At 72.4% G+C, this 26,461-nt stretch carries 25 protein-coding genes and 1 pseudogene; 16 read left to right on the top strand and 10 right to left on the bottom strand.

All coding sequences use genetic code 11. The annotated features are described in order from the left end of the window. Positions 1-120: 120 nt before the first annotated feature. Together aceB and AC3CH1_RS05455 are read right to left on the bottom strand one after the other, a co-directional pair. Positions 121-1,740, bottom strand: coding sequence for a malate synthase A (gene aceB, locus AC3CH1_RS05460; RefSeq protein WP_488461814.1), 1,620 nt, complete (start codon positions 1,738-1,740; stop codon positions 121-123). A 261-nt stretch (positions 1,741-2,001) separates the two neighbouring features. After that, positions 2,002-2,607 (bottom strand): nucleotidyltransferase family protein, encoded by a 606-nt coding sequence (locus AC3CH1_RS05455; protein ID WP_488461813.1) that lies wholly within the window; start codon positions 2,605-2,607, stop codon positions 2,002-2,004. Positions 2,608-2,856: 249 nt separating this feature from the next. Here AC3CH1_RS05455 and AC3CH1_RS05450 point away from each other — a divergent pair, with 249 nt between their 5' ends. Continuing rightward, a complete protein-coding gene (locus AC3CH1_RS05450) occupies positions 2,857-3,159 on the top strand; it encodes a DUF5955 family protein (RefSeq protein ID WP_488461812.1) in 303 nt (100 codons plus the stop codon). A gap of 141 nt (positions 3,160-3,300) precedes the next feature. On the opposite strand, the gene AC3CH1_RS05445 is transcribed toward AC3CH1_RS05450, so the two are convergent. Next, positions 3,301-3,942 (bottom strand): response regulator, encoded by a 642-nt coding sequence (locus tag AC3CH1_RS05445; protein WP_488461811.1) that lies wholly within the window; start codon positions 3,940-3,942, stop codon positions 3,301-3,303. Further along, on the bottom strand, positions 3,939-5,138 hold the full coding sequence (locus AC3CH1_RS05440; RefSeq protein WP_488461810.1) for a sensor histidine kinase: 1,200 nt from the start codon (positions 5,136-5,138) through the stop codon (positions 3,939-3,941). The genes AC3CH1_RS05445 and AC3CH1_RS05440 overlap by 4 nt, the downstream gene beginning before the upstream one ends. Positions 5,139-5,248: 110 nt before the next feature. On the opposite strand from AC3CH1_RS05440, the gene AC3CH1_RS05435 reads away from it, so the two are divergent. Then, a complete protein-coding gene (locus tag AC3CH1_RS05435) occupies positions 5,249-6,331 on the top strand; it encodes an ABC transporter permease (RefSeq protein WP_488461809.1) in 1,083 nt (360 codons plus the stop codon). Beyond that, complete coding sequence (locus AC3CH1_RS05430) at positions 6,328-7,008, top strand: ABC transporter ATP-binding protein (protein WP_488461808.1); 681 nt, start codon at positions 6,328-6,330, stop codon at positions 7,006-7,008. Before AC3CH1_RS05435 ends, AC3CH1_RS05430 begins: the two co-directional genes overlap by 4 nt. Before the next feature lie 63 nt (positions 7,009-7,071). Here AC3CH1_RS05430 and AC3CH1_RS05425 read toward each other — a convergent pair whose 3' ends face one another. Next, on the bottom strand, positions 7,072-7,875 hold the full coding sequence (locus AC3CH1_RS05425; protein WP_488461807.1) for an IclR family transcriptional regulator: 804 nt from the start codon (positions 7,873-7,875) through the stop codon (positions 7,072-7,074). 352 nt (positions 7,876-8,227) lie between these two features. Here AC3CH1_RS05425 and allB point away from each other — a divergent pair, with 352 nt between their 5' ends. From allB to AC3CH1_RS05410, 3 genes are all read left to right on the top strand, one after another. Next, positions 8,228-9,571, top strand: coding sequence for an allantoinase AllB (gene allB / locus AC3CH1_RS05420; protein ID WP_488461806.1), 1,344 nt, complete (start codon positions 8,228-8,230; stop codon positions 9,569-9,571). A 175-nt stretch (positions 9,572-9,746) separates the two neighbouring features. Next, positions 9,747-10,868 carry an allantoicase gene (gene alc / locus AC3CH1_RS05415; RefSeq protein ID WP_488461805.1) on the top strand — a complete coding sequence of 374 codons (1,122 nt, stop codon included), beginning with the start codon at positions 9,747-9,749 and terminating at the stop codon, positions 10,866-10,868. A 163-nt stretch (positions 10,869-11,031) separates the two neighbouring features. Next, a complete protein-coding gene (locus AC3CH1_RS05410) occupies positions 11,032-11,355 on the top strand; it encodes a putative quinol monooxygenase (protein ID WP_488461804.1) in 324 nt (107 codons plus the stop codon). 26 nt (positions 11,356-11,381) lie between these two features. On the opposite strand, the gene AC3CH1_RS05405 is transcribed toward AC3CH1_RS05410, so the two are convergent. The 3 genes from AC3CH1_RS05405 to AC3CH1_RS05395 all read right to left on the bottom strand — a co-directional run bounded on the left by AC3CH1_RS05405 (position 11,382) and on the right by AC3CH1_RS05395 (position 13,978). Further along, positions 11,382-12,212 (bottom strand): aldo/keto reductase, encoded by an 831-nt coding sequence (locus AC3CH1_RS05405; protein WP_488461803.1) that lies wholly within the window; start codon positions 12,210-12,212, stop codon positions 11,382-11,384. A gap of 227 nt (positions 12,213-12,439) precedes the next feature. After that, positions 12,440-13,213, bottom strand: coding sequence for an SDR family NAD(P)-dependent oxidoreductase (locus AC3CH1_RS05400; protein WP_488461802.1), 774 nt, complete (start codon positions 13,211-13,213; stop codon positions 12,440-12,442). A 123-nt stretch (positions 13,214-13,336) separates the two neighbouring features. Further along, on the bottom strand, positions 13,337-13,978 hold the full coding sequence (locus AC3CH1_RS05395; RefSeq protein WP_488461801.1) for a TetR/AcrR family transcriptional regulator: 642 nt from the start codon (positions 13,976-13,978) through the stop codon (positions 13,337-13,339). Positions 13,979-14,220: 242 nt separating this feature from the next. Here AC3CH1_RS05395 and AC3CH1_RS05390 point away from each other — a divergent pair, with 242 nt between their 5' ends. Further along, on the top strand, positions 14,221-15,144 hold the full coding sequence (locus AC3CH1_RS05390) for a DMT family transporter (protein WP_488461800.1): 924 nt from the start codon (positions 14,221-14,223) through the stop codon (positions 15,142-15,144). 109 nt (positions 15,145-15,253) lie between these two features. Here AC3CH1_RS05390 and AC3CH1_RS05385 read toward each other — a convergent pair whose 3' ends face one another. After that, positions 15,254-15,457: a hypothetical protein gene (locus AC3CH1_RS05385; protein ID WP_488461799.1), complete on the bottom strand. Its 204-nt coding sequence runs from the start codon at positions 15,455-15,457 to the stop codon at positions 15,254-15,256. A 144-nt stretch (positions 15,458-15,601) separates the two neighbouring features. On the opposite strand from AC3CH1_RS05385, the gene AC3CH1_RS05380 reads away from it, so the two are divergent. The 3 genes from AC3CH1_RS05380 to AC3CH1_RS05370 all read left to right on the top strand — a co-directional run bounded on the left by AC3CH1_RS05380 (position 15,602) and on the right by AC3CH1_RS05370 (position 18,941). Then, positions 15,602-16,822, top strand: a complete 1,221-nt coding sequence (locus tag AC3CH1_RS05380; protein ID WP_488461798.1) for a sensor histidine kinase — start codon at positions 15,602-15,604, stop codon at positions 16,820-16,822. Positions 16,823-16,967: 145 nt separating this feature from the next. After that, complete coding sequence (locus AC3CH1_RS05375; protein WP_488461797.1) at positions 16,968-17,717, top strand: response regulator transcription factor; 750 nt, start codon at positions 16,968-16,970, stop codon at positions 17,715-17,717. A 51-nt stretch (positions 17,718-17,768) separates the two neighbouring features. After that, complete coding sequence (locus tag AC3CH1_RS05370; protein WP_488461796.1) at positions 17,769-18,941, top strand: cytochrome P450 family protein; 1,173 nt, start codon at positions 17,769-17,771, stop codon at positions 18,939-18,941. Positions 18,942-18,982: 41 nt separating this feature from the next. On the opposite strand, the pseudogene AC3CH1_RS05365 reads toward AC3CH1_RS05370, so the two are convergent. After that, a pseudogene (locus AC3CH1_RS05365) lies at positions 18,983-20,004 on the bottom strand (Gfo/Idh/MocA family protein). Between the two features lie 131 nt (positions 20,005-20,135). Between AC3CH1_RS05365 and AC3CH1_RS05360 the strand changes: the two are divergent. The 6 genes from AC3CH1_RS05360 to AC3CH1_RS05335 all read left to right on the top strand — a co-directional run bounded on the left by AC3CH1_RS05360 (position 20,136) and on the right by AC3CH1_RS05335 (position 26,030). Further along, positions 20,136-20,894 carry a GntR family transcriptional regulator gene (locus AC3CH1_RS05360; protein WP_488461795.1) on the top strand — a complete coding sequence of 253 codons (759 nt, stop codon included), beginning with the start codon at positions 20,136-20,138 and terminating at the stop codon, positions 20,892-20,894. Between the two features lie 251 nt (positions 20,895-21,145). After that, complete coding sequence (locus AC3CH1_RS05355; protein WP_488461794.1) at positions 21,146-22,156, top strand: sugar ABC transporter substrate-binding protein; 1,011 nt, start codon at positions 21,146-21,148, stop codon at positions 22,154-22,156. After that, complete coding sequence (locus AC3CH1_RS05350; protein WP_488461793.1) at positions 22,153-23,208, top strand: ABC transporter permease; 1,056 nt, start codon at positions 22,153-22,155, stop codon at positions 23,206-23,208. Before AC3CH1_RS05355 ends, AC3CH1_RS05350 begins: the two co-directional genes overlap by 4 nt. Beyond that, positions 23,205-24,062, top strand: coding sequence for an ATP-binding cassette domain-containing protein (locus AC3CH1_RS05345; RefSeq protein ID WP_488461792.1), 858 nt, complete (start codon positions 23,205-23,207; stop codon positions 24,060-24,062). The genes AC3CH1_RS05350 and AC3CH1_RS05345 overlap by 4 nt, the downstream gene beginning before the upstream one ends. Positions 24,063-24,195: 133 nt before the next feature. Further along, a complete protein-coding gene (locus tag AC3CH1_RS05340; RefSeq protein ID WP_488461791.1) occupies positions 24,196-25,362 on the top strand; it encodes an ROK family glucokinase in 1,167 nt (388 codons plus the stop codon). 71 nt (positions 25,363-25,433) lie between these two features. Further along, positions 25,434-26,030: a hypothetical protein gene (locus AC3CH1_RS05335; RefSeq protein ID WP_488461790.1), complete on the top strand. Its 597-nt coding sequence runs from the start codon at positions 25,434-25,436 to the stop codon at positions 26,028-26,030. The last annotated feature ends 431 nt before the right edge of the window (positions 26,031-26,461 follow it).

Genomic DNA, 26,461 nt, shown 5'->3' with positions numbered 1-26,461 from the left:
CCCGCGCACGGCCGTTGCCGTCGCAGTCGGCCAGGGAGCGAACCGCGCGGACCCAGGAGGACACCACCGCCCCCGGCGCTGTGCGGTGCCGGGGGCGGTGACGGTGCTCGCGCCGTGGGGTCAGCGCAGCTGCTCGTACGCGGGCAGCGTCAGGAAGTCCGCGTAGTCCTGGTCCAGGGAGACCTGGAGCAGGAGGTCATGGGCCTGCTGCCACTTGCCGGCGGTGAAGGTCTCCTCGCCGATCTCCTCGCGGATCGCGGCCAGTTCCTCGGCGGCGACCTTGCGGGCCAGCTCCGCCGTGGCGTGTTCGCCGTTCTCGAAGACCACGTCCGCGTTGATCCACTGCCAGATCTGCGAGCGGGAGATCTCCGCGGTGGCGGCGTCCTCCATCAGGTTGAAGATGGCGACCGCGCCCAGGCCGCGCAGCCAGGCCTCGATGTAGCGGATGCCGACCGCGACAGCGTTGCGCAGGCCGTCGTAGGTCGGGCTGGCGTCGAGGGTGTCGATGGCGATCAGGTCGCCCGGGGCCACCGAGACGTCCTCCCGCAGCCGGTCCTTCTGGTGGGGCTTCTCGCCGAGGACCGCGTCGAAGGAGGCCAGGGCGATGGGGACCAGGTCGGGGTGGGCGACCCAGGAGCCGTCGAAGCCGTCGTGCGCCTCGCGGTCCTTGTCCGCCTTGACCTTCTCGAAGGCCACCTTGTTGACCTCGGCGTCGCGGCGCGAGGGGATGAAGGCCGCCATGCCGCCGATCGCGTGCGCGCCGCGCTTGTGGCAGGTGCGGACGAGGAGTTCGGTGTACGCCCGCATGAACGGGGCGGTCATCGTCACCGCGTTGCGGTCCGGGAGGACGAACTTGGACCCGCCGTCACGGAAGTTCTTGACGATGGAGAAGAGGTAGTCCCAGCGGCCGGCGTTGAGCCCGGAGGCATGGTCGCGCAGCTCGTAGAGGATCTCCTCCATCTCGTAGGCGGCGGTGATCGTCTCGATCAGCACCGTCGCGCGGACCGTGCCCTGCGGGATGCCGACATAGTCCTGGGCGAAGACGAAGACGTCGTTCCAGAGGCGGGCCTCCAGGTGCGACTCCGTCTTCGGCAGGTAGAAGTACGGTCCCTTGCCGAGGTCGATCAGGCGCTGCGCGTTGTGGAAGAAGTAGAGACCGAAGTCGACGAGCGCACCCGGCACGGAGACGCCGTCCAGCTGGAGGTGGCGCTCCTCCAGGTGCCAGCCGCGGGGGCGCATGACGACCGTGGCGAGTTCGTCCGCGGACTTCAGCGCGTACGACTTGCCCGACCTCGGGTCGGTGAAGTCGATGCGGCGCTCGTAGGCGTCGGTGAGGTTGAGCTGGCCGAGGACGACGTTCTCCCACGTGGGGGCGGACGCGTCCTCGAAGTCGGCGAGCCAGACCTTGGCGCCCGAGTTCAGGGCGTTGATGGTCATCTTGCGGTCGGTCGGACCGGTGATCTCCACCCGGCGGTCGTTCAGAGCGGCCGGAGCCGGTGCGACCTTCCAGGAGTCGTCCGCGCGGACCGCCGCCGTCCCGGGGAGGAAGTCCAGCGTGGAGGTGCGGGCGATCTCGGCGCGGCGCTCACCGCGCCGGGCGAGCAGCTCATCGCGGCGCGGGGTGAACTGCCGGTGCAGTTCCGCCACGAACGCGAGGGCCGCGTCGGTCAGGACCTCTTCCTGCCGGGGCAGGGGCTCGGCATCGACGATGGCCAGCGTGGACGGCGCTGGTGCGGACATGAGCTGTCACTCCTTCAGCGGGCGGCGGCGTCTCATGGCCGCCGGGTCGCCTGACACGGCACGGCGTGCCATGGCTCCGAGATACGGCCGTGGGTGCCGTCTGAGGTTCAGAGGGCTTCTGACCAGTGGATAGTAGTTTCCTCATGGTGGAAGTTCAATGGTTTGTTGATGTCGAGATTCTCCGGGTCGACAGAAACGGTTGGCTCGCGGCGCAGCGTGCCGGAGCGGCCACGCACGGTGGACGGCGGCGGATCCGCACGGTCACTCCAGGTGCTTCAGATCCTGCGAGGTGTCGATGTCGTACGCCTCGGCCACATCCGAACACTCCACGAGCGTGATCGCATCGCGGTGCTCCCGCAGATACGCCCGCGCGCCCCGGTCGCCCACCGCCCCCGCCGCGATGTCCGCCCACCGGTCCGCCCCGAACAGCACCGGATGGCCCCGCTCCCCGCCGTACGAGGCGGCCGCCAGACTCGCCCGCGAGCGGTACGCGAGACGCACCCGCGCCACCGCCTCCGCGCCGATCCCCGGCTGATCGACCAGAAGGACGAGTGCCGCGTCCGCGTCCGTCGTGCCCAGGGCGGCCAGTCCCCGCCGGAGCGAGGAGCCCATGCCTTCCTCCCAGTCCGGGTTCACCGTCACCGCGCACCCCGCGAGATCCGCGCGGGCCCGCACCTCGTCCGCCGCCGCGCCCAGCACCACGTGCAGCGGGCCGCAACCACCGTCGCGCAGCGAGCGCACCGCGTGTTCGATCAGCGGGCGGCCCCGGTGCTCCAGCAGCGCCTTCGGCCGGCCGCCGAGCCGGCGGCCCCCTCCGGCGGCCAGCAGTACCCCCGCGACCTCGGGGTTCCTCGCGGCGGAAGTCATGTCCGCGGTCCTCTCCGTAACCGTGCCTGTCGTCGTGTCCGTGACCATGAGGCCTGGATATCACTGAGCGTTTCGCACACGCGACACGCATGTCACCCTCAGGGGTCACCCCGATTTCTTTCCGTGGGCTGGCGCGTACTGCCTGTCATGGCGTTAACTTGCGGACACGTCCGGGGACTTGGCCACAGCCCGGGTTCGGGGGTCACACCGGCACAAGGACGTGCGAGGGGGAGTGCTGTGTTGCGAAGCGTGGGGCAGAAGCAGCTGACCGGCAGCGCCGAGGACCCGAGGGTGGCCGAGCTGCGGATGGCCGTCTCCCGGCTCCGCCGCGCACTGGCCGGTCTCCGGACCGAATTCCCCGACCGGCCGATCGCCGAGGACGAGCTGGCGGCCCTGGACGCGATGGCCGTCAGCGGCGTGCCGGAGATCCCCCGCATGCGCCGCTCCCTGCTGCTGATCGCGGGGGCCATCGGCTCGGTGAGCGCGGTGGCCGTGGCCCTGCGCGAGGTGCGCAACGCGGTCGACCTCTTCGGGGAGCCCCCGCGCGGCTGAACCGGCGGCGCGCGAGCCCGAGGGCGGCTGACCGACGACGCACGGGCCCCCGTACGCCCGGCCCACGACGCACGGGCCCCCGTACGCCCGGCCCACGACGCACGAGCCCCTTACGCCCGGCCCGGAACGCGCGACCCGGCTTCAGCGGCGGATGAGCCTGCGGGCCGTGGCCGCCGCGACCGCCGACGTACGGGAGTCGACGCCCAGCTTGGCGTAGATGTGCACCAGGTGGGACTTCACCGTCGCCTGGCTCAGGAACAGCCGCTTGCTGATCAGCAGGTTCGACAGGCCCTCGCCGACCAGCTGGAGCACCTCCAGCTCCCGCCGGGTCAGCGCCTCGGCCGGCGTCCGCATCCGGTCCATCAGCCGGTGCGCCACCGACGGCGCGAGCGCCGAGCGGCCCGCCGCCGCCGTGCGCACCGCCGCCGCCAGCTCCTGCGGCGGCGCGTCCTTGAGCAGATAGCCGCTCGCCCCCGCCTCGACCGCCGCCAGGATGTCCGCGTCGGAGTCGTAGGTGGTCAGGATCAGGACCCGGGGGCCGCCCGGGGCTGCGGTGATCGTCGCCGTGGCCTCCGAGCCGTGCAGGCCCGCACCGAACTGGAGGTCCATCAGGACCACGTCGAAGCCGCCCGCCGCGGCCAGGGCGACGGCCTCCTCCGCGGTGGCGGCCTCGCCGGCGACGCGGAAATCCGGCTCGGTGTCCAGGACCGCGCGCAGCCCCGCCCGGACGACCGGATGGTCGTCCGCCAGCAGCAGCCGGATCGCGTCCCCGCTCCCGCTCATGCCGCACGCTCCGCTTCCGCGACGGGCAGCGGCAGCGTGACCGCCACCGCCGTGCCTTGTCCCGGCGCCGACTCCACGCTCAGCGCACCGCCGAGCGACCCGGCGCGCGCCCGCATCGCCGGCAGCCCGAAGCCGCCGTCGCCGCGCTCGTGGACCGGCGCCCCCGACGGGTCGAAGCCCTGCCCGTCGTCCACGACGTCCAGCGCCACCGAGGTGTCCATGAAGCTCAGGGTGATCTCCACCCGTCCGGCCCGCGCATGGCGCACCGTGTTGGCCAGCGCCGACTGCGCGGTCCGCAGCAGCGCCACCTCGTACGGCGTCGGCAGCTCCACCGGCGTGCCGCTCACCGCGAACCGCACGGTCAGCTCCGGCGCGGTCGTACGGGCGCGGAGCCGCTCCAGCGCGGCGGCCAGCGAACCGTGCTCCAGGTCCGGCGGCGTCAGCGCGCGGACGAAGGACCGGGCCTCGGCGAGATTGGCCTGCGTGGCCTCGCGGGCGGCCCGTACATGCGCGCCGGCCGGTGCGTCCTCGGGCAGTGAGCGCTCGGCGGCGCGCAGCAGCAGCTGGATGCTGGACAGGCCCTGGGCCAGCGTGTCGTGGATCTCCCGGGCGAGGCGCTCACGCTCGGCGAGGGTCCCGGCCGTGCGTTCCGCCTCGGCCAGGTCCGCACGGGTGGCGACCAGCTCCACGATCAACTCGCGCCGCCGCTCGCTCTCCCGGAACAGCGCGTCGTACCCGAGGACGGTGGCGACGGCGACCGCCGCGCCGATCAGCGGCCCGATGAACGCACCGGGCTCGATCTCCTGCCGGTGCACGACGAAGCTGGTGATCGCGGCGGCGGCGGAGACCACGACGGCGGGCAGCGCCCACCGCATCGGCAGGATGTGGAGCTGGAGGAAGTAGAGCGGAAAGGCCACCCACAGGGCGTCCGGCGACAGGACCAGCAGCGCGGCCCACAGGGCGCCGAGACCCGCCAGCCACACGGCCCCCGCCCGGCTTCCCGGCTGTACGGAGGAGGCGAGCGGCCCCGCCGCGTACAGGGCCGCCATCAGCACCGCCACCACCACGACAGCCGCGGTGTGCGACGCGTCCTCGCTCGCCGCGCGGACGACCACCAGGCCCAGCAGCCCCATCAGCAGGGCGTGCAGACAGAGCCGCAGGGCTGCCGTGACGTGGGTGTGCGAACGCGAATCCATGGTCCGTCCAGCGTAGCCGCGGCCTCCCCTGACCCGGTCAATCGAAAGGTTGACCCCGGGCCCGTCCGCCGCGCGATGTTCTCCCGACAGCGCCGCACGACGCTGGAGCCATGTTCGTCGCATGGAGAGACCTTCGCTTCGCCAGGGGCCGGTTCGCGCTCATGGGCTCGGTCGTGGTGCTGATCACGCTGCTCGTGGGCCTGCTGTCCGGCCTGACCGCCGGCCTGGCCCGGGAGAACATCTCGGCCGTCACCGGTCTGGACGCCGACCATCTGGCCTTCGCCGCGCCCCCCGACGGGCAGGCGGAGTCGTTCACCGACTCGACCGTCCGGGAGGACGACTGGCGGACCTGGGCCGGTCGGCCCGGGGTCGAGGCCGCCCAGCCGGTCGGCATCCGGACCCTGAACGCCACCGCCGCAGGTGAGCGGTCCGCCGCCGTCTCGGTCTTCGGCGTCGAACCGGACGGCACCCTCGGGCCGGACGGGATCGGCCCGGGGCGGGTCGTGCTCTCCGAGAAGGCGGCCGAGGAGCTCGACGCCACGGCGGGCGAGAGGATCGCGCTCGGCGGGGCGGAGCGCGAAGTCGCCGCCGTCGCCACGGACGCCTCGTACAGCCACACCCCCGTCGTCTGGACCTCGCTCGACGACTGGCAGCAGATCGGCCACGACGGCGCCGGCCCCGCCGAACAGGCGACCGTGATCGCCCTGACCACCACCGGAGGCGTCGACCTCGCGGCGGGGGACGCGGCGGTGGGCACCAGCACGCTCACGCTCGACGACTCCCTCACGGCCATCGGCTCCTACCAGTCGGAGAACGGGTCGCTGCAACTGATGCGCGGCTTCCTCTTCGCCATCTCCGCGCTCGTCATCGGAGCGTTCTTCACCGTCTGGACGATCCAGCGCAGCGGCGACGTCGCCGTGCTGAAGGCGCTCGGGGCGTCGACCCCGTACCTCCTGCGCGACGCGCTGGGACAGGCCGTCGTGATGCTCGCCCTCGGTACGGGACTGGGCACCGCCCTGGCCGCCGGGGCCGGAGCCCTGATCGGCCGAGGAGCCGTGCCGTTCGTCCTGGACGCGGCGACCGTCCTCGTCCCGGCCGCCGTGCTGATCGCGCTCGGCGCGCTCGGGGCCGCCCTGTCCATCCGGCGGATCACCGCCGTCGACCCGCTCACCGCACTCGGGAGTGCCCGATGACGCTCACCCTGACCGACGTCACCCTCACCTACCCGGACGGCGAGGGGCGGCTCACCGCTCTGGACCGGGTCTCGCTGGACGTGCCCCCGGGCACGCTCACCGCGGTCGTCGGGCCGTCCGGCTCGGGCAAGTCGAGCCTCCTCGCGGCCGCCGCCACCCTGGTCACCCCGGACTCCGGCGAGGTGGTGGTGGCCGGGACGCCGACGGCCGGACTCGGCCGGGCCGGGCGGGCGGCCCTGCGCCGGGAGCACATCGGCATCGTCTTCCAGCAGCCCAGTCTGCTTCCCTCGCTGACCGCCGCCGAACAGCTCCAGGCGATGCGTCACCTCTCCGGCGGGTCCGCTCGCGGTGCCCGCCGCCGGGCCCTGGAGCTGCTGGACGCGGTCGGTCTGGCCGACCGCGCCGACCGGCGTCCGCACCAGCTCTCCGGCGGTCAGCGCCAGCGGATCAACATCGCGCGGGCCCTGATGAACGAGCCGGCGGTCCTGCTCGTCGACGAGCCGACCAGCGCGCTCGACCACGAGCGCGGCGCGGCCGTGCTCGACCTGCTGGTCACTCTGACCCGGGAGCGCGCCACCGCCACGGTGCTGGTCACCCACGACCTGGCGCACCTGGAGCGGATGGACCGCACGGTGACGATGGACGACGGGCGGCTGACCGTCCCGGCCGGGGTCTGAGTCGACGTCCGAAACGACGAGCGGCGGGGCCCGGAGACGGCGGAGCCCCGCCGCTCCCCGTTCTCAGCCGCCGTTCGTGCCGCTGCTCGCCAGCGCGTCGGACAGCTCTCCCGCGACCTGCTGGAGGATCGGCACGATCCGCTCCGTCGCCGCTTCCGTCACCCGCCCCGCCGGGCCCGAGATGGAGATCGCCGCCGAGGTGGGGGAGTTCGGCACGGAGACCGCGAGACACCGCACCCCGATCTCCTGCTCGTTGTCGTCCACCGCGTACCCGGCGCGGCGCACCAGCTCCAGGGCGTCGAGGAAGCCCTCCGGGGTGGTGATCGTCTTCTCCGTCGCGGCGGGCATGCCGGTACGGGCCAGGAGCGCGCGGACCTCGTCGGCGGGGGTGTGCGCGAGGAGGGCCTTGCCCACACCGGTGGAGTGGGGCAGGACCCGGCGGCCGACCTCGGTGAACATCCGCATGGAGTGCTTGGACGGCACCTGGGCGACGTACACGATCTCGTCCCCGTCCAGCAGCGCCATGTTCGCCGTCTCGCCGGTCTCCTCCACCAGTCGGCTGAGGTAGGGGCGGGCCCAGGTGCCCAGCAGCCGGGAGGCGGACTCACCGAGCCGGATCAGCCGGGGGCCCAGTGCGTAGCGGCGGTTGGGCTGCTGGCGCACGTATCCGCAGCCGACCAGGGTGCGCATCAGCCGGTGGATGGTCGGCAGGGGCAGACCGCTGCTCGCGGAGAGCTCGCTCAGCCCGACCTCGCCCCCGGCGTCGGCCATCCGCTCCAGCAGATCGAAGGCGCGCTCGAGGGACTGCACCCCACCGCTGGAACCGGAGGGCTTGGAGTCGGCTGTGCTGGCGTGGGACGGCGGCACGTCAACGGTCCTTTCGAAGCGGAGGGCAAGGCAGCAGCCTACCGGGCGGTTCCCGATCGGCCCACAGCTCCGCGGTCGGCGTCCGTGCCGGTCAGGGGCTGTTTTGTCCGGGTGCCGACGGTCGGTGCGGGCGGCTCTGCGCCACCCTTCCTGGCCCATGCTACGTTCCGCAGTTCGAAATATGACTTTTACTTTGTGGAAACCTCCAGTCGGGCGGCAGGGGTGGTCCGGTGGGCCCCCGTGGCGGAAGGTGGGGTCTTGACGAGGGCGATTCCCGAGTGAAGACTCCATCGAAAGCTTCAACAGTTCGTTGAATTCCCGTTGTGATCATTGCTGGAGTGAAGGAGCACAGGTGTCCGGTCCGGACGTGAACCTGATACTGCGCTCGACGCGCGTCGTCACCCCCGAGGGGACCCGTCCGGCGGCGGTCGCCGTCGCGGGCGGGACGATCGACGCGGTCCTGCCGTACGACACCGCCACGCCTGCGGGCGCCCGCCTGGAGGACTTCGGCGACGACGTCCTGCTGCCCGGCCTGGTCGACACCCACGTCCATGTGAACGACCCCGGCCGCACCGCGTGGGAAGGCTTCTACACCGCCACCCGCGCGGCCGCCGCCGGCGGGATCACCACGCTCCTGGACATGCCCCTCAACTCCCTCCCGCCGACCACCACCGTCGAGCACCTGCGGGTCAAGCAGCAGGTCGCGGCCCCCAAGGCGCACGTCGACACCGGCTTCTGGGGCGGCGCGATCCCGTCCAACGTCAAGGACCTGCGCCCGCTGTACGAGGCCGGGGTCTTCGGCTTCAAGTGCTTCCTGTCGCCCTCCGGCGTGGAGGAGTTCCCGGAGCTGGACCAGGAGCAGTTGGCCCGCTCCATGGCGGAGATCGCCGGATTCGGCGGGCTCCTCATCGTGCACGCCGAGGACCCGCACCACCTGGCCGAGGCCCCGCAGCGCCCCGGGCCCGCCTACGCGGACTTCCTGGCCTCCCGGCCGCGCGACGCCGAGAACACCGCGATCGAGGGGCTCATCGCCCACGCCAAGCGGCTCGACGCCCGCGTCCACGTCCTGCACCTCTCCTCCAGCGACGCCCTGCCGCTGATCGCCGCGGCGAAGCGCGAGGGCGTCCGCGTCACCGTCGAGTCCTGCCCGCACTTCCTCACCCTCACCGCCGAGGAAGTGCCCGACGGAGCGACGGAGTTCAAGTGCTGCCCGCCGATCCGCGAGGCCGCCAACCAGGACGCGCTCTGGGCCGGGCTCGCCGACGGCACCATCGACTGCATCGTCAGCGACCACTCGCCGTGCACCACCGACCTGAAGACCCCGGACTTCGCCTCCGCCTGGGGCGGCATCTCCTCCCTCCAGCTCGGCCTGCCCGCCATCTGGACCGAGGCCCGCAGGCGCGGCCACTCCCTCGACGACGTCGCCCGCTGGATGTCCGCCGCCCCCGCCGCGCTGGCCGGGCTGACCCGCAAGGGCGCCATCGAGGCGGGACGCGACGCCGACTTCGCGGTCCTCGCCCCCGACGCGACCTTCACCGTCGACCCCGCCGAGCTCTTCCACCGCAACCAGGTCACCGCCTACGCCGGGAAGACCCTGCACGGCGTGGTCCGCTCCAGCTGGCTGCGCGGTGTCCGCATCGCCTCCGATGGCGTCCTCGCCGAGCCCGCCGGCCGCCTCCTCGAACGAGACCGCTGACCCAGCCGACCGGCCCGCTCCCTGTACGAGGCGGCCGACCCAGCCCGTCGGCCGCCTCCCCGTACGAGACCGCTGACCGAGCCGACCGGTCCGCTCCTCGAACGAGATCGCTGACGAGCTCACCGGCCCGCTCCTCGATCGCGCCCCTGACCGTGCCCGAAAGGAACCCCTGACCATGACGGACGCCGCGATACCGCGCTTCACCGGCGACGCAAGCCCCTACGCGGGCGGCGACCCGTACGCCGACCATCGCACCGCCGACTTCCCCTTCACCCACCTAGTCGACCTGGCCGACCGCCGTCTCGGGGCGGGCGTCATCGCCGCCAACGACGAGTTCTTCGCCGAGCGCGAGAACCTCCTCAAGCCCGGGCCCGCCCTCTTCGACCCGGAGCACTTCGGGCACAAGGGCAAGGTCATGGACGGCTGGGAGACCCGCCGCCGACGGGGTGTCAGCGCCGCCGAACCGCACCCCACCGCCGACGACCACGACTGGGCCCTCGTCCGGCTCGGTGCGCCCGGCGTCATCCGGGGCATCGTCCTGGACACCGCCCACTTCCGGGGCAACTACCCGCAGGCGGTCTCCGTCGAGGCGGTCGCACTGCCCGGCTCCCCGTCCCCCGAGGACCTCCTCGCCCCCGACGTGAAGTGGACGACGCTCGTCCCCCGTACGGCGGTCGGCGGCCACGCGGCCAACGGGTTCGCCGTCGACGCCGAGCAGCGCTTCACCCACCTGCGGGTCAACCAGCACCCGGACGGCGGGATCGCCCGGCTGCGCGTGTACGGGGAGGTCGTCCCCGACCCCGCCTGGCTCGGCGCGCTCGGTACGTTCGACCTCGCGGCCCTGGAGAACGGCGGCCAGGTCGAGGACGCCTCCGACCGCTTCTACTCCCCGGCCACCAACACCATCCAGCCGGGCCGCTCGCGGAAGATGGACGACGGCTGGGAGACCCGCCGTCGACGCGACCGGGGCAACGACTGGATCAGCTACCGTCTCGCCGCACAGTCCGGGATCCGGGCCGTCGAGATCGACACCGCCTACCTCAAGGGCAACTCCGCGGGCTGGGCGAGCCTCTCGGTACGGGACGGCGAGGACGGCGACTGGGCGGAGGCCCTTCCCCGGACCCGGCTCCAGCCCGACACCAACCACCGCTTCGTCCTGGACGGAACCGTCCGCGCCACGCACGTACGGATCGACATCTACCCGGACGGCGGCATCTCGCGGCTCCGGCTGTTCGGATCGCTCACCGACGAGGGCGCCGGGACCCTGGCGGCCCGTCACCGGGAGCTGGGCGGCTGACCCCGAACGCGCCCCGGCACCTGGCGCACCGCGGTCGCAGGGGGATCGCGGTGTGCCCGGCCGGTCCCGTTACGTGAGGGTGTGTCACCCTGGTCGAGGTGCGGTGAGCGGGCCCTGAAGGCCGGGCGAGCCGCACTTTCCGACGCCTCGACCAGGAGCCTTCATGATCTTCATCGTCGTCAAGTTCACCGCCCTCGACCCCGAGGAGTGGCTCACCCGGCTGGACGGCTTCACCGTCGCCACCCGCGGCGAGCCCGGCAACCTCTTCTTCGACTGGTCGCGCAGTGTGGAGAACCCCGACGAGTTCGTCCTGCTGGAGGCCTTCGCCGACGCGGCGGCGGGGGAGGCGCACGTGAACTCCGACCACTTCAAGGCGGCGATCGCGACGATGTCGGAGCTGGTGGCCGAGGTCCCCGAGATCATCAACGTCGAGGTGGAGGGCACCGGTTGGTCCCGGATGGCGGAGGTCACCCCGCGCAACCGCTGACCGGGTGGGCCCGTTCACCTGCCAGCCTAGAACTCCTCGTGGGACTCCGGGTCGCCGCCGAACCGCCGCTGCCGCCCGGACGCGATCGTCGTCAGCTCCTGCGCCGTCAGCTCGAACCCGAACAGATCCAGGTTCTCGCGCTGCCGGCCCGGGTCCGCCGACTTCGGGATCGGGACCGCGCCCAGCTGGGTGTGCCAGCGCAGCACCACCTGCCCGGGGCTCACCCCGTGGTCCTCGGTGATCGCCACGATCGAGGGATCCTCCAGCACCTCGCGCCCCCGGGCCAGCGGACTCCAGCTCTCCGTGACGATGCCCTTCGCCGCGTGCACCGCGCGCAGCTCCTCCTGCGGCAGCAGCGGGTGCATCTCGATCTGGTTCACCGAGGGCAGCACGCCCGTCTCCCGCTCCAGCCGCTCCAGCTGCGCGGCGGTGAAGTTGGAGACGCCGATCGAGCGGACGAGACCGTCCTCGCGGAGCCGGATCATCGCCTTCCAGGTGTCCACGTACTTGTCGACGCGGGGGAGGGGCCAGTGGATCAGATAGAGGTCGACGTACTCGACGCCCAGGCGGGCCCGCGACTCCTCGAACGAGGCGAGCGTCTCCTCGTACCCGTGGTGGCGGCCGGGCACCTTCGTGGTGAGACGGACCTCCTCGCGGGGGACCCCGCCGCGGGCGATGCCCCGCCCGGTTCCGGTCTCGTTGCCGTAGTTGAGGGCCGTGTCGACCAGCCGGTAGCCGAGCTCCAGGGCCCCGGCGACGGCCTCCTCGGCCGCCGCGTCGTCCAGCGGGTAGGTGCCGAGTCCCACCGCGGGGAGCCGCGTGCCGTCGTTGAGCGCCTGAACCGGTGTGCCGGACATGTGCTGGTCCCGTCCTTCCCGTCGCTGCCCCCGTCCCCGCCAGCGTAGGGGCGTGGCCGGTACGGGGGCAGCCGGACGGGGCCGACGGGGGAGCGTTCCGGGGGCCGCCGGGGGAAGCGGCGAGCTGCCCGGTCGGCGGGCGGGCTCTCCGGCCCGCCGGGCGGGAGGCGCGTGCGCCGGGAGGTGGGGCAGCTCGGGCCCGGGGGTCACTCAGGCCCGGGGGTCGCTCAGGCCGCGTGGCCGCCGTCCACGACGACCTCCGTGCCCGTGATGAAGCCTGCCTCCGCGCTCACGAGGTACGCGACGAGCGAGGCGATCTCCTCCGTCGTGCCGAAGCGGCCCAGGGCGGTCGCCGCGCGCTGGCCCTCGGCGTACGGCCCGTCGGCCGGGTTGAGATCGGTGTCCACGGGCCCGGGCTGGACCAGGTTCACCGTGATGCCGCGCGGCCCCAGCTCCCGGGCGAGCGGCTTGGTCAGCCCGACGAGGGCGGACTTGCTGAGCCCGTAGAGGGTGGAGCCGGGCCCGCCCGCGTACCGGCTCAGGGCGGTGCCCACGGAGACGATGCGGCCACCGTCGGCCAGCCGCTCCGCCGCCGCCCGGCAGGCGAGGAAGACCGCCCGCACGTTCACCGCCAGCGTCCGGTCCACCTCCGGCCCGGCGAGCGCGGAGATCGGTCCGAGGACGCCGATGCCGGCGTTGTTGACCAGGATGTCGAGCCGGCCGAGCGCGTCCGTCGCCCGGTGCACGGCTTCGGCGCCCGCGTCGGCGTCCGCCGCGTCGCAGCGCAGGGCGACGCCCCGGCGGCCGAAGCCCTCGATCTTCGCGACGACCGCACGGGCCGCTTCCTCGTCCTGAACATAGGTGACGGCGACGTCCACGCCGTCCTGGGCGAGCCGCAGCGCGATCGCGGCGCCGATGCCCCGGCTGCCCCCGGTGACCAGGGCGGCCCGGGCCGGGAGGCCGGTGGTGAGGGTGGTGGGGGTGGGCAGGGTGCTGGACATGGCCGGTTCCTTTGCTGAGGGACGCCGTCGCTTCGACGACATCCCTCAGCAAACGCGGGCCGGGGCCCGCGCACCGGCGGCTTTCGGACGCCCACGGCCGCAGGGCCCGGCAGCCCGGGCCGCCTACCGTGCGGGCAGCAGTGCGGGATCCGTCGCCGCGGCCCGCAGCCGGATCAGGATGGCCCGCGCCGCCTTTTCGTAGCCGAGGTTGTTGTTCTGGAGCACCGACTCGGCGTTGGCCAGCTCCAGCAGGGCGATCACCTCGAACGCCAGCTGGCACACGTCGGTGTCCCCGGCCAGCTCCCCGGCGGACCTGGCCTCCTCGATCGTCTGCTCCACGAAGGTGACCCAGCCGGTCTGCGCGGACGCCAGGGCGTCGTGCACCCTGCCGCCGCGGGCGTCGAACTCGGCGGTGGCGGCGTAGAAGAAGCAACCGCCCCGGAACACCCGCTCGCGGGAGTACGCGATCCACGCCTCGCACAGCCGCCAGACCCGTCCGAGCCCCGGCGGCACCGACCGGGTGGGGCGCAGCACATGGTCGACGTATATGGCCACCGCCCCCCGCACGGTGGCCAGCTGGAGCCCCTCCTTCGAGCCGAACAGGGCGAACACCCCGCTCTTGCTCAGCCCGAGCTCGGTGGCCAGCCGCCCCAGCGACAGACCCTCCAGCCCTTCGACCGAGGCGATCTGCACCGCCCGCCCCAGGATCAACTGCCGGGTCTGGTTCCCCCGCTCGACCCGCCCGTCCGCTCTCAACGACGTCATGTGACCACTCCGTGCCTCAGAGTTATCGAGGCGTCAGTCTAGGGAGCGGTGGCGCGGCCGAAGGACCCTCCGCCGTCCGGCCGAACGGCTCGACCGCCGCTGACCACGGGTGATGCCCCAGGACGCTCCGAGTGTTGAGACAGGTGTTCCTTTTCCAGGAGCCCAGCGGATAGCGTGATCACTCCGCGTGCGAGCCGGTGAGGTCTCCACAACACTTTCCGTGGAGATCACAGGAGATCCAGGTGTCCGCTGTCGCCGTGCCCACGACCCTCGCACCCCCGCGCCGCGCCTGGGTCACCGATCTGCCCGTGCTGGCGGTCGCCGTCGTCTGGGGCGCGAGCTACCTCGCGGCCAAGGGCATCACCACCGCCCACACGGTCATCGCCGTCCTCGTCCTGCGCTTCGCGATCGTGCTGCCCGTGCTCGTGGCGACCGGATGGCGCAGGCTGCGGGCGCTGACCGGCGCGCAGTGGCGGGGCGCCGGGCTGCTGGGCCTCGTGCTGAGCGGGATCTTCCTGCTGGAGACGTACGGGGTGGTGCACACCTCCGCCACCAACGCCGGGCTGATCATCAGCCTCACCATGATCTTCACGCCGTTGGCCGAGGCCGCCGTGACCCGGGTGCGCCCGTCGGCGGGATTCGTCGCGGCGGCCGGGCTCTCCGTGGCCGGAGTGGTCCTGCTGACCCAGGGCGGCGGGTTCACGAGCCCCTCGGGCGGCGACCTCCTGATGCTCCTCGCCGCCCTCGCCCGGACCGTCCACGTCCTGGCCATGGCCAGGATCAAGGCCGTCCAGGACGCCGACTCGCTCTCCCTCACCACGGTCCAGCTCGGGGCCGCGGTCGCCGTCTTCGCCGTGCTCGCCGCCGTCCCCGGCACCGGCGCCTCGCCGTGGAGCGCGGCGGCGGACTTCGGCGTCCGGGAGTGGGCGGGCCTGGTCTTCCTCTCGGTGTTCTGCACGCTGTTCGCGTTCTTCGTGCAGATGTGGTCCGTACGCCGCACCTCGCCGTCCCGGGTCAGCCTGCTGCTCGGTACGGAACCGCTGTGGGCCGCCGCCGTCGGCATCGGCCTGGGCGGCGAACGGCTCGGACTGCTCGGCGTCGCCGGGGCGGTTCTCGTCCTGGCGGGCACCGCGTGGGGCCGGCGCGGCGCGGACCGGGCCGCCTGATCGCCGCCGTCAGGACGTGTTCACCGCTGTCAGGAGCTGCTCGCCGGCGTCAGACCCAGTCCACCGCCGTCAGACCCAGTCCATCGTCGTCAGGACCTGTTCGCCGGCGTCAGGACTTGATCGAGTCCGCGGCGATCATCACGGCCGCCCCCGCCACGATCAGCACGATGTTGACGAACAGCCCCCGGTCGCTGAGGAAGTCGATCCGCCGCACCACCGTCCACAGCCGGAACCAGCCCGTCCACTCGTACAGCAGCCCGCCGGCTCCCTGGGCGAAGACGAGGAACCCGATCGTCTCGATGATTTTCTTCATGGGCCGAGCCTCCCGCCCGCCCCGCACCCGCCGCGTCGGCCACCGGTCCCGTCCGCAGCGCCGAAAGTAGCCGGTCCCACGACTTTGGTCGCTCCCTCGCCGCACAGGTCCCTCCGGGCTCCCCGGCTGCGTAACTTTGTCGATATGACGCGTACCGAGTACCGCTGGCTGCTCCCGTCGGCCATGGCCGATCCCGAGCTGCCCGGCGACCGGCCCCGGACGCGGCGCACCGTGCGGGACTGGGCCGTCGACATCACGGTCTTCCTCTGTGCCGCGGGCATCGGCCTGCTGGCGCTCGCCGCGATCGACGCCGACGAGACCACGGCGGACGTCTTCGTCCTCGTCGACTCGATGATCGGCGCGGCGGCCTGCTGCGCGCTCTGGCTCCGACGACGCTGGCCCGTCGGGCTCGCCGCCGTGCTGACCGTCGTCTGCATCGTCGAACCCGTGGCCGCCGGGGCGCTGATGGTGGCCCTCTTCAGTCTGGCCGTGCACCGCCCCTTCAAGCCGGTGGCGATCGTCGGCGCGGGCGCGCTGATCGTGGCTCCCCTACAGCCCCTCCTGCGCCCCGACCCCGCGACGACCTTCCTCGTCTCGGTCATCTTCGGGGTCCTGCTCGTCCTGCTGGTCCTCAGCTGGGGCATGGTCGTACGCTCCCGGCGCCAGCTCGTCCTCTCCCTCCGCGAACGGGCCCGCCGAGCCGAGGCCGAGGCGGCGCTGCGCGCCGAACAGGCCCAGCGCCTGGCCCGGGAGGCCATCGCCCGCGAGATGCACGACGTCCTGGCCCACCGGCTGACCCTGCTCAGCGTGCACGCCGGGGCCCTCGAATTCCGGCCCGACGCCCCCGCCGCCGAGGTCGGCCGGGCCGCCGGCGTCATCCGGGACAGTGCCCACGAAGCCCTCCAGGACCTCCGCGAGATCATCGGCGTCCTGCGCGGGCCCGGCGACACCGACGAGGGCCACCGGCCGCAGCCCACCCTCGCCACCCTGGACGCCCTCGTCGCCGAGTCCCGGCTCGCGGGCATGAAGGTCGCCGTCGACAACCGGGTCGCCGAACCCCAGGACGCCCCCGCCGCCACCGGCCGCACGGTCTACCGGATCGCCCAGGAGTGTCTGACCAACGCACGCAAGCACGCGCCCGGCGCCGAGGTCTCCCTCACCGTGACGGGCGGTCCCGGCGAGGGACTCACCATCGAGGTGGAGAACCCCGCCCCCACCGAACCCTTCGAGCGGGTACCCGGATCGGGCCAGGGGCTCATCGGCCTCACCGAACGCGCCACGCTCGCCGGCGGCGGGCTGGAGCACGGCCCGACGGAGGACGGCGGCTTCGCGGTCCGGGCCCGCCTGCCGTGGCCCGCCGCGTGAAGCCCCCGGGCGGCACGGGGCCCCGCCGGAGGACCGTGACCGCGACGCGTGCCCGAAGGCCCGTGGCCGTGACGTGTTCCCGGAGGACCGGGACCGCGACGCCCGGCGTACGGGGCCCGCTCACCGGCTGGCTACGGTGGCCGTCATGAACACCCCGGCGTCCCCGACATCCCCGGCGTCACCCACGCCCCCGCCCGTCCGGCTGCTGATCGTCGACGACGACCCGCTGGTCCGGGCCGGACTGACCCTGATGCTCGGCGGCGACGAGGGCATCGACATCGTGGGGGAGGGCGCGGACGGCGACGAGGTCGAGGAACTGGTCGAACGACTGCACCCGGACGTCGTCCTGATGGACATCCGGATGCCGGTCATGGACGGACTCACCGCTACCGAACGGCTGCGCCGCCGGCCGGGAGCACCCGAGGTCGTCGTCCTCACCACGTTCCACGCGGACGAACAGGTGCTCCGGGCCATCCGGGCCGGGGCGGCCGGATTCGTCCTGAAGGACACCCCGCCGGCCCGGATCGTCGACTCGGTCCGCCGGGTCGCCGCCGGCGACCCGGTGCTCTCGCCCGCCGTCACCCGCCAGTTGATGGCGCGGGCCGCGGGGAGCGGACACGCCGACCGGGCCGGCCGCACCGACCGCGCACGCGGGCGATTCGACCAACTCGCCGAGCGGGAGAAGGAAGTGGCCGTCGCCGTCGGACGCGGCGGCTCCAACGCGGAGATCGCGGGATCCCTCTACCTCAGTGTCGCGACGGTCAAGACCCACGTCTCCCGGATTCTCGCCAAACTCGAACTGAACAACCGCGTCCAGATCGCGCTGTTGGTCCATGACGCGGGACTCCTCGACACGGACGGGACGGACGGGGAGGGCGGGGGCGGCCTACGCTGACCGGACCGGAACGGACCGGAACGGACCGGAACGGAAGAGGGGCTGACCACCATGGCTGTGCTCGATCTGCGCGACCTGCCGGACTTCACCGCGAACCCCTATCCGTACTTCACGAAGCTGCGGGCCGAGGGGCCGGTGCACGCCGTGCGCACCGAGGAGATGGAGCGGGTCTGGCTGGTCGTCGGTTACGCGGAGGGCCGCGCCGCTCTGGCCGACCCGCGACTCGGCAAGGACTGGCGGTCCACCGGACGCTGGACCGCCTCCGAGGCCGTACTCAGCGCCAACATGCTGGAGTTGGACGCCCCGCACCACACCCGGCTGCGGCGGCTCGTCAGCCGGGAGTTCACCGCCCGGCGCATCGAGGCGCTGCGTCCGCGCGTCACCGAGATCACCGGCGACCTCCTCGACGCCATGGCGCCCCGGGGCTCCGCGGACCTGGTGGACGCGCGCGCCTTCCCGCTGCCGATGACCGTGATCTGCGAACTCCTCGGCGTCCCGGACCTCGACCGGGACGCCTTCAGGACACTCTCCAGCGGCATCGTCACCCCCACCCCGGAGCAGCGGGACGCCGACCCGGCCGGTGCGATGGGCGCCTACCTCGTCGAACTCATCGAGAACAAACGCCGTTCGCCCGGCGACGACCTGCTGAGCGGGCTGATCCGGACCGGGGAGGAGGACGGCGAGGGCCTCTCCTCCGCCGAACTGGTCGGCATGGCCTTCCTGTTGCTGGTCGCCGGTCACGAGACCACCGTCAATCTGATCGCCAACGGGGTCCGTGCCCTGCTCGACCACCCCGACCAACTGGCCCTGTTGCGCGCCGACCCGGGGCTGCTCGACAACGCCGTCGAGGAGATGCTGCGCTACGACGGACCGGTGGAGACCACCACCATGCGCTTCACCCGGGAGCCGGTCACGATCGGCGACACCGTGATAGCGCGCGACGAGCCGGTCCTCATCGCCCTGGCCTCCGCCGGCCGCGACCCGGGCCGCTTCCCCGACCCGGACACCTTCGACATCCGCCGCGAACCCCAGGGGCACCTGGGCTTCGGCCACGGCGCGCACTACTGCCTGGGCGCACCGCTCGCCCGCATGGAGGCCCGCATCGCGATAGGCGCGCTGCTGGAACGCTGCCCCGGTCTCGCCCGCGACCCGTCCGGGGGCGAGCCGGACTGGCTGCCCGGTCTGCTGATGCGCGGAGCGCGGAGGCTGCCGGTGCGCTGGTGAGGCCCCTCCGGTCGGCTGGTGAGGGCCGACCGGGGGCCGGTTCAGCCGCCGGGGATCTCCGTCATCGCCACCGGCCGGTGTTCGCGGCGGGAGACCTCGCACGCCTCGGCGATCCGCAGGGCGTGCAGGGCCTCCCGCCCGTCGCAGGGATTGGCCAGTTCGCCGCGTGCCACCCGCAGGAACGCGTCAAGTTCCGCCTCGTACGCCGGGGCGAACCGTTCCAGGAACCCCGGCCAGGGCTTGGCCGGTGCGCCGGGACCACCGGGCTCGGCCGAGGTCAGCGGCGTACGGTCGTCCAGGCCGACGGCGATCTGGTCCCGTTCGCCGGCCAGCTCCATCCGTACGTCGTACCCGGCTCCGTTGCACCGGGTCGCGGTGGCGGTGGCGAGCGTCCCGTCGTCGAGGGTGAGCAGGGCGGCGGCCGTGTCCACGTCCCCGGCGTCCCGGAACATCGCGGGTCCGGAGTCCGAGCCGACGGCGTACACCTCGCTCACCTCGCGGCCCGTCACCCAGCGCAGGATGTCGAAGTCGTGGACCAGGCAGTCGCGGTACAACCCGCCCGAGAGCGGGAGGTAGGCGGCGGGCGGCGGGGCCGGGTCGGAGCTGATAGCGCGCACGGTGTGCAGCCGGCCGAGCCTTCCCTCCCGTACGGCGGCCCTGGCCTCGCCGTACCCGGCGTCGAAGCGGCGCATGAAGCCGAGCTGGAGCACGCTGCCCGCCGCCTCGACCTCCGCGAGCGCGGCGAGGGTGCCCGGCAGGTCCAGGGCGATCGGCTTCTCGCAGAAGACGGGCAGTCCGGCGCGGGCGGCGCGGGCGATGAGCCCGGCATGGGCCGAGGTCGCCGAGCAGATCACCACGGCGTCGGGCGGGCCCCCGGCGGCGGCGTCCTGTCCGGCGAACAGGTCGTCCACCGGTACGGCCGTCCCCCTGTCCGCGCCGCGGCTCCGGCCGCCCGCTCCGGGGCCGCGTCCGCCAGCAACAGGGCGTCCACGGCGGGGTGACGGCTCAGCACCTCCGCATGGAATGTGCCGATCCGTCCCGTTCCGATCAGTCCGATGCGCATGGGCCCCAAGGTGACGTTCGCCCGGTCATCATGTCAAGCGTTTGTCCTGACAAATGGCGGCCGCACCGATCGGCGGCTCCCCGCCCCGGTACGCCATGGCTTTGTCCGGACAAGCGAACTACGCTCGCCCCGTGACCGCACATGGATCCGACCCGCCGCTGCCGCTGAGCGTGGACCGCACCAGCCCGGTGCCGCTCTACTTCCAGCTGGCACAGCAGCTGGAGGCCGCCGTGGAGCAGGGCCGGCTGGCCCCGGGCGCCCTGCTCGGGAACGAGATCGACCTCGCAGCCCGCCTCGGCCTGTCCCGGCCGACCGTCCGCCAGGCCATCCAGTCGCTCGTCGACAAGGGCCTGATGGTCCGCCGCCGGGGAGTCGGCACCCAGGTCGTCCACAGCAAGGTCCGCCGCCCGCTGGAGCTCAGCTCGCTCTACGACGACCTGGAGGCGGCCGGCCAGCGCCCCGCCACCAGCGTCCTGCGCAACACCACGGAACCGGCCACCGCCGAGGTCGCCGCCGCGCTCGGCGTCGCCGAGGGGAGCGAGGTCCACCTCGTGGAGCGGCTGCGCAGCGCCCACGGCGAACCGATGGCCCTCCTGCGCAACCACCTGCCTCCCGGGCTGCTGCCGCTGCTCACCGAGGAATTGGAGTCCACCGGCCTCTACCGGCTGATGCGGGCGTCCGGCGTCACCCTGCACAGTGCCCGCCAGACCGTCGGCGCGCGCGCCGCGGACGACCGGCAGGCGCGGGTGCTGGCGGAGCCCGTGGGCGCGCCGTTGCTGACGATGGAGCGCACGACGTACGACGACACCGGCCGGGTCGTCGAGTTCGGCTCGCACGTCTACCGCGCGGAGCGGTACGCCTTCGAGTTCCAGCTCCTGGTACGCGCCTGAGCGGTATCCGAACCCGCGGACGGGCTGAAGAGGTGGGCGCCGCGCCAACCGCCACGTAAGCATGCTCGGACAAACGGTTGACGTGAACATGTGGCGCGACTAGAACTCGCTGCACCGAAGGACGCGCCCCCACCGGCCCTGCCGGGCGGGAGCGGGCGGGCCTCGGGGATACTTGGGCAGCCGGGCCGGGACCGTACGCTCCCCGGCCCCGTCAAGCAGCACAGCGAGCAGCAGTAGAAGGGCACGGCGTCGTGGCAAGGGTTCGGACAGGGGTACGCGCGATGGGCGCCGTGCTGGCAGTGGTGCTGGGCGCCTCCCTCACGGGATGCAGCAGCACCGGCGGCAAGCGCGCCGAGGAGCGCGCGGCCGCCGCGGCCGAGGGACGGGCCGCGGTGAACACACCGCGCTGGACCTTCGCCATGGTCACCCACTCGGGCGACGGCGACACCTTCTGGGACATCGTCCAGAAGGGCGCCGAGCAGGCGGCCCTCAAGGACAACATCAACTTCCTCTACTCGCACAACGACGAGGCCAACCAGCAGGCCCAGCTCGTCCAGACCGCGATCGACAAGAAGGTCGACGGGCTGATCGTCTCGCTGGCCAAGCCGGACGCGATGAAGGCCGTGGTCGCCAAGGCCGTCAAGGCGGGCATCCCGGTCGTCACCGTGAACTCCGGCTCCGCGGAGTCCAAGGAGTTCGGCGCGCTCACCCACATCGGCCAGGACGAGTCGATCGCCGGCGAGGCCGTCGGCGACGAGCTGAACAGCCGGGACCGCGAGAAGGCCCTGTGCGTCCTGCACGAGCAGGGCAACGTGGGCCACGAGCAGCGCTGCGCCGGGGCGAAGAAGACCTTCGACGGCACGATGCAGAACCTGTACGTCGACGGCACCAACATGCCCGACGTCACCGCGTCCATCGAGGCAAAGCTCCAGTCCGACAAGAGCATCGACGCGGTCGTCACCCTCGGCGCCCCCTTCGCCGACGCCGCCGTCCAGGCCAAGCAGACCGCCGGCAGCAAGGCCGAGATCGACACCTTCGACCTCAACGCCAAGGTCGCCACCGGCCTCCAGAGCGACAAGCTCGGCTTCGCCGTCGACCAGCAGCCCTACCTCCAGGGCTACGAGGCCGTCGACCTGCTCTGGCTCTACCGCTCCAACCGCAACGTCCTCGGCGGCGGCCTGCCCGTCCTCACCGGCCCGCAGATCATCACCAAGGACGACGCCGACGCCCTGGCCGACTTCACCAAGCGGGGAACCCGATGAGCGGCTCCACCGCCGCACCGGAGACGCCGGCGAAGGTGGACGAGCGGCTGGTGCGCACCTCACCGCTGCGCAAGCTGCTCGGCCGCCCCGAACTCGGCTCGGTCGTCGGCGCGGCAGCCGTCTTCCTCTTCTTCGCGATCGTCGCCGACAGCTTCCTCCAGGCATCCAGCCTCGGCACCGTGCTGTACGCGGCCTCCGTCCTCGGCATCATGGCCGCGCCGGTCGCCCTGCTGATGATCGGCGGCGAGTTCGATCTCTCCGCCGGGGTCATGGTGACCAGCTCCGCGCTGATCTCCTCGATGTTCAGCTACCAGATGACGGCCAACGTCTGGGTCGGCGTCCTCGTGTCGCTGCTGGTCACGCTCGCCATCGGCGCGTTCAACGGCTTCATGCTGACCCGCACCAAACTGCCGAGCTTCATCATCACGCTCGGCACGTTCCTGATGCTGACCGGTCTGAACCTCGGCTTCACCAAGCTCATCAGCGGCACCGTCTCGACCAAGGCCATCGGCGACATGGAGGGCTTCGACTCGGCCCGCGCGCTGTTCGCCTCGACGCTGACCCTCGGCGGCGTCGAGTTCAAGGTGACGATCCTGTGGTGGGCGGCGCTCGTCGGCGTGGCCACCTGGATCCTCCTCCGTACCCGCTTCGGAAACTGGATCTTCGCCGTCGGCGGCGAGGCCGACGCGGCCCGCGCGGTCGGCGTCCCCGTCATCCGCACCAAGATCGGGCTCTATCTGGGCGTCGCCTTCGCCGCCTGGGTCTCCGGCCAGCACCTGCTCTTCAGCTACGACGTCGTCCAGTCCGGCGAGGGCGTCGGCAACGAACTGACGTACATCATCGCCGCCGTCATCGGCGGCTGTCTGATCACCGGCGGCTACGGCTCCGCGATCGGCTCGGCCGTCGGCGCCTTCATCTTCGGCATGACCAGCAAGGGCATCGTGTACGCCGAGTGGAACCCGGACTGGTTCAAATTCTTCCTGGGAGCGATGCTGCTCCTGGCCACCCTGCTGAACGCGTGGGTGCGCAAGCGCGCGGAGGCGACGGCATGACGGCCACCCCTGAAGACCCCGCCGGAGCGACCGCGGGACCGCTGGTCGAGTTGGACGACGTGTCCAAGTTCTACGGGAACATCAAGGCCCTGGAGCACGTCTCGCTGGAGGTCCACGCGGGTCAGATCACCTGCGTCCTCGGGGACAACGGCGCCGGCAAGTCCACCCTCATCAAGATCATCGCGGGGCTGCACCGGCACGACGCCGGACGGTTCCTGATCGACGGCGAGGAGACCGCTCTCGCCAACCCGCGCGACGCCCTGGACCGGGGCATCGCCACCGTCTACCAGGACCTCGCGGTCGTGCCGCTGATGCCGGTCTGGCGGAACTTCTTCCTCGGCTCCGAGCCCACGGTCGGCGTCGGCCCCTTCAAGCGCCTCGACGTCCGGAAGATGCGCGAGACGACCCGTACCGAACTGCTCCGCATGGGCATCGACCTGCGCGACGTCGACCAGCCCATCGGCACCCTGTCCGGCGGCGAGCGCCAGTGCGTGGCCATCGCCCGCGCCGTCTACTTCGGCGCGAAGGTCCTGGTCCTGGACGAGCCGACCGCGGCCCTCGGCGTCAAGCAGTCCGGCGTGGTCCTCAAGTACGTGGCGGCCGCCCGCGACGCCGGCCTCGGCGTGGTCCTCATCACGCACAACCCGCACCACGCCCACCTCGTCGGAGACCGCTTCATCCTCCTCAAGCGGGGCGCCATGTCCGGCAGCCACACCAAGGACGACGTCACGCTGGACGAGCTGACCCGGCAGATGGCGGGCGGCAGCGAGCTGGAGGAGCTCAGCCACGAGCTGGAACGCACCCCGACCCCCACCCTCCCGGGCGCCCACGGCGCGAAGGACGGGACTCCCTGAGCGGCGACCGCCCCGGCGCGGCCGACCCCGCCCACCGGCCCCCCGGGGCCGGGCAGTGGCAGAATCGAGCCCGGCGGGCGCCGTCCGCCGCCGGCCGCGACAGCGGCCCGGCCCCCCAGACCCCGCAGGGACGATGAGCACGTACCGCGACTTCGCACACCGCGGCTCCGCCCGCGCCACCGTCCTCAAGACCGTCGGCACCAAGGAACGCCGCTCGCACCTCACCGCCCCCCGGGTCCCCACGGTCGGGATCGACATCGGCGGCACCAAGGTGATGGCGGGCGTCGTCGACGCCGACGGCAACATCCTGGAACAGCTCCGCACCGAGACGCCCGACAAGTCCAAGAGCCCCAAGGTCGTCGAGGACACCATCGTCGAGCTGGTCCTGGACCTCTCCGACCGCCACGACGTCCACGCGGTGGGCATCGGCGCGGCGGGCTGGGTGGACGCCGACCGCTCCAAGGTGCTGTTCGCCCCGCACCTCGCCTGGCGCGACGAGCCCCTGCGCGACGCGATCGCGTCCCGCCTGGTCGTCCCCGTCATGGTCGACAACGACGCCAACACCGCCGCCTGGGCGGAATGGCGCTTCGGGGCGGGTCGCGGCGAGGACCACCTCGTCATGATCACCCTCGGTACGGGCATCGGCGGCGCGATCCTGGAGGACGGCCAGGTCAAGCGTGGCAAGTACGGCGTGGCCGGTGAGTTCGGCCACATGCAGGTCGTGCCCTCGGGCCACCGCTGCCCGTGCGGCAACCGGGGCTGCTGGGAGCAGTACAGCTCCGGCAACGCCCTGGTCCGCGAGGCCAGGGAGCTGGCCGCCGCCGACTCCCCGGTGGCGCACTACCTGCTGGACCGGGTGAAGGGCAACATCCCCGACATCACCGGCCCGCTCATCACCGAACTGGCCCGCGAGGGCGACGCGATGTGCATCGAGCTGCTCCAGGACATCGGCCAGTGGCTCGGCATCGGCATCGCCAATCTGGCCGCGGCGCTCGACCCCTCCTGCTTCGTCATCGGAGGCGGCGTCAGCGCCGCCGACGACCTGCTGATCAATCCCGCCCGGGACGCCTTCAGGCGTCACCTCACCGGCCGCGGCTACCGCCCCGAGGCCCGGATCGCGAAGGCGCAGCTCGGCCCCGAGGCGGGTATGGTCGGCGCCGCGGACCTGGCCCGGCTGGTCGCCCGCCGATTCCGCCGGGCCAACCGTCGGCGCGTCGAGCGGTACGAGCGGTACGCCCAGATCTACGACCAGGCGGCGAGCACCATCCGCAACACGCGGTCCACCCGGACCGTTGACTGAACCGCAGCCGCCCGTTCTGGCGTCCACCCTTCAGTACGCCGTCACCGCAGCACCTTGAGGACCACCTGATCATGATCGCAGCCGAGCACCCCGTGGTGCCGCACCAGTCGGAGTCTCCGGGCGACGGCGAGGGCAAGCCGCCCGAGGACCGGCGGCATGTGTTCAAGCGGCGTTTCATCACCGCGACGATCATCGTGCTGCTGATCGGCATCCCGGCCGGCTACCTGCTGATCTCGGCCGGTCAGAGCCGCCGCTCGGGCCAGGACAAGGAGGCCGAGGCGGCCGCCGTGGGCCTCCGGGAGGGCTGGCCCTCCAAGATGCAGCGCCGGATCTTCGAGATCCCGATCCCCGGCAACGGGCAGGGTGTCCAGTACTACGAGACGAACAACTGGAAAGCCAGCCGGATGTACGCGAAGTTCCGGACGACCTCCGCCGGTCTCGACCGCTTCCTGAGCGGGGTGGGCACCGGCCGCGCGGCGCTGGAGCCGGACTCGATCAACATCAGCCCCCGGGACATCAAGATCACCGGCTGGTCCTTCGGCCCGGGCGAGGACTGGGCCGGCACCACGCACAGCAACAAGAAGCCGCGCCCCACCCAGAACATCACGGTCAATATGACCGACCCGGCGGCTCCGGTCGTTTATGTCGTATCGGCGGCGACCCCGTGACGCGTCGCTGAATAGCGGTCTCGCATGGTGGAATCGCCACTCACTCGCAAATCTGGTTTGTATGTCCCGTTTGCGACATGCATCCTCGCGCTTTGTTCTCGGCGCAAGGCTAGGGAATAGGCGCCGGTCATACTCTCGTGTGGCTGAGACGTTGCCAAGCGGCGCTTGATCAGTTAGCTTCCTGGGGCGAGGTTGCTCATACGGGGGGTGACACGAGCACCTAGAGATACCCCAACCCCCTATGGGTACCTGCTCGTTTGGCGTGTCCGCCGGACGGATGCGCAGGTCTGCGGAGGGGGAAGCGTGCGATGGTGTCCATCCGGCTCGGGGAGAACTCAGGCGTGCGTCGAACAGAGCCCCGAGCAACGCCGGCGAGCTGACGGACCCGCGTCCTCCGCCGCCTGTGCGTGATCGGACCGGTTGCCGATCCT

The organism is Streptomyces sp. MGP-P1, from assembly GCF_057766565.1.
The sequence above is the reverse complement of the archived record's forward strand: the minus strand, read 5'-3'. Positions and strand labels throughout refer to the sequence as shown.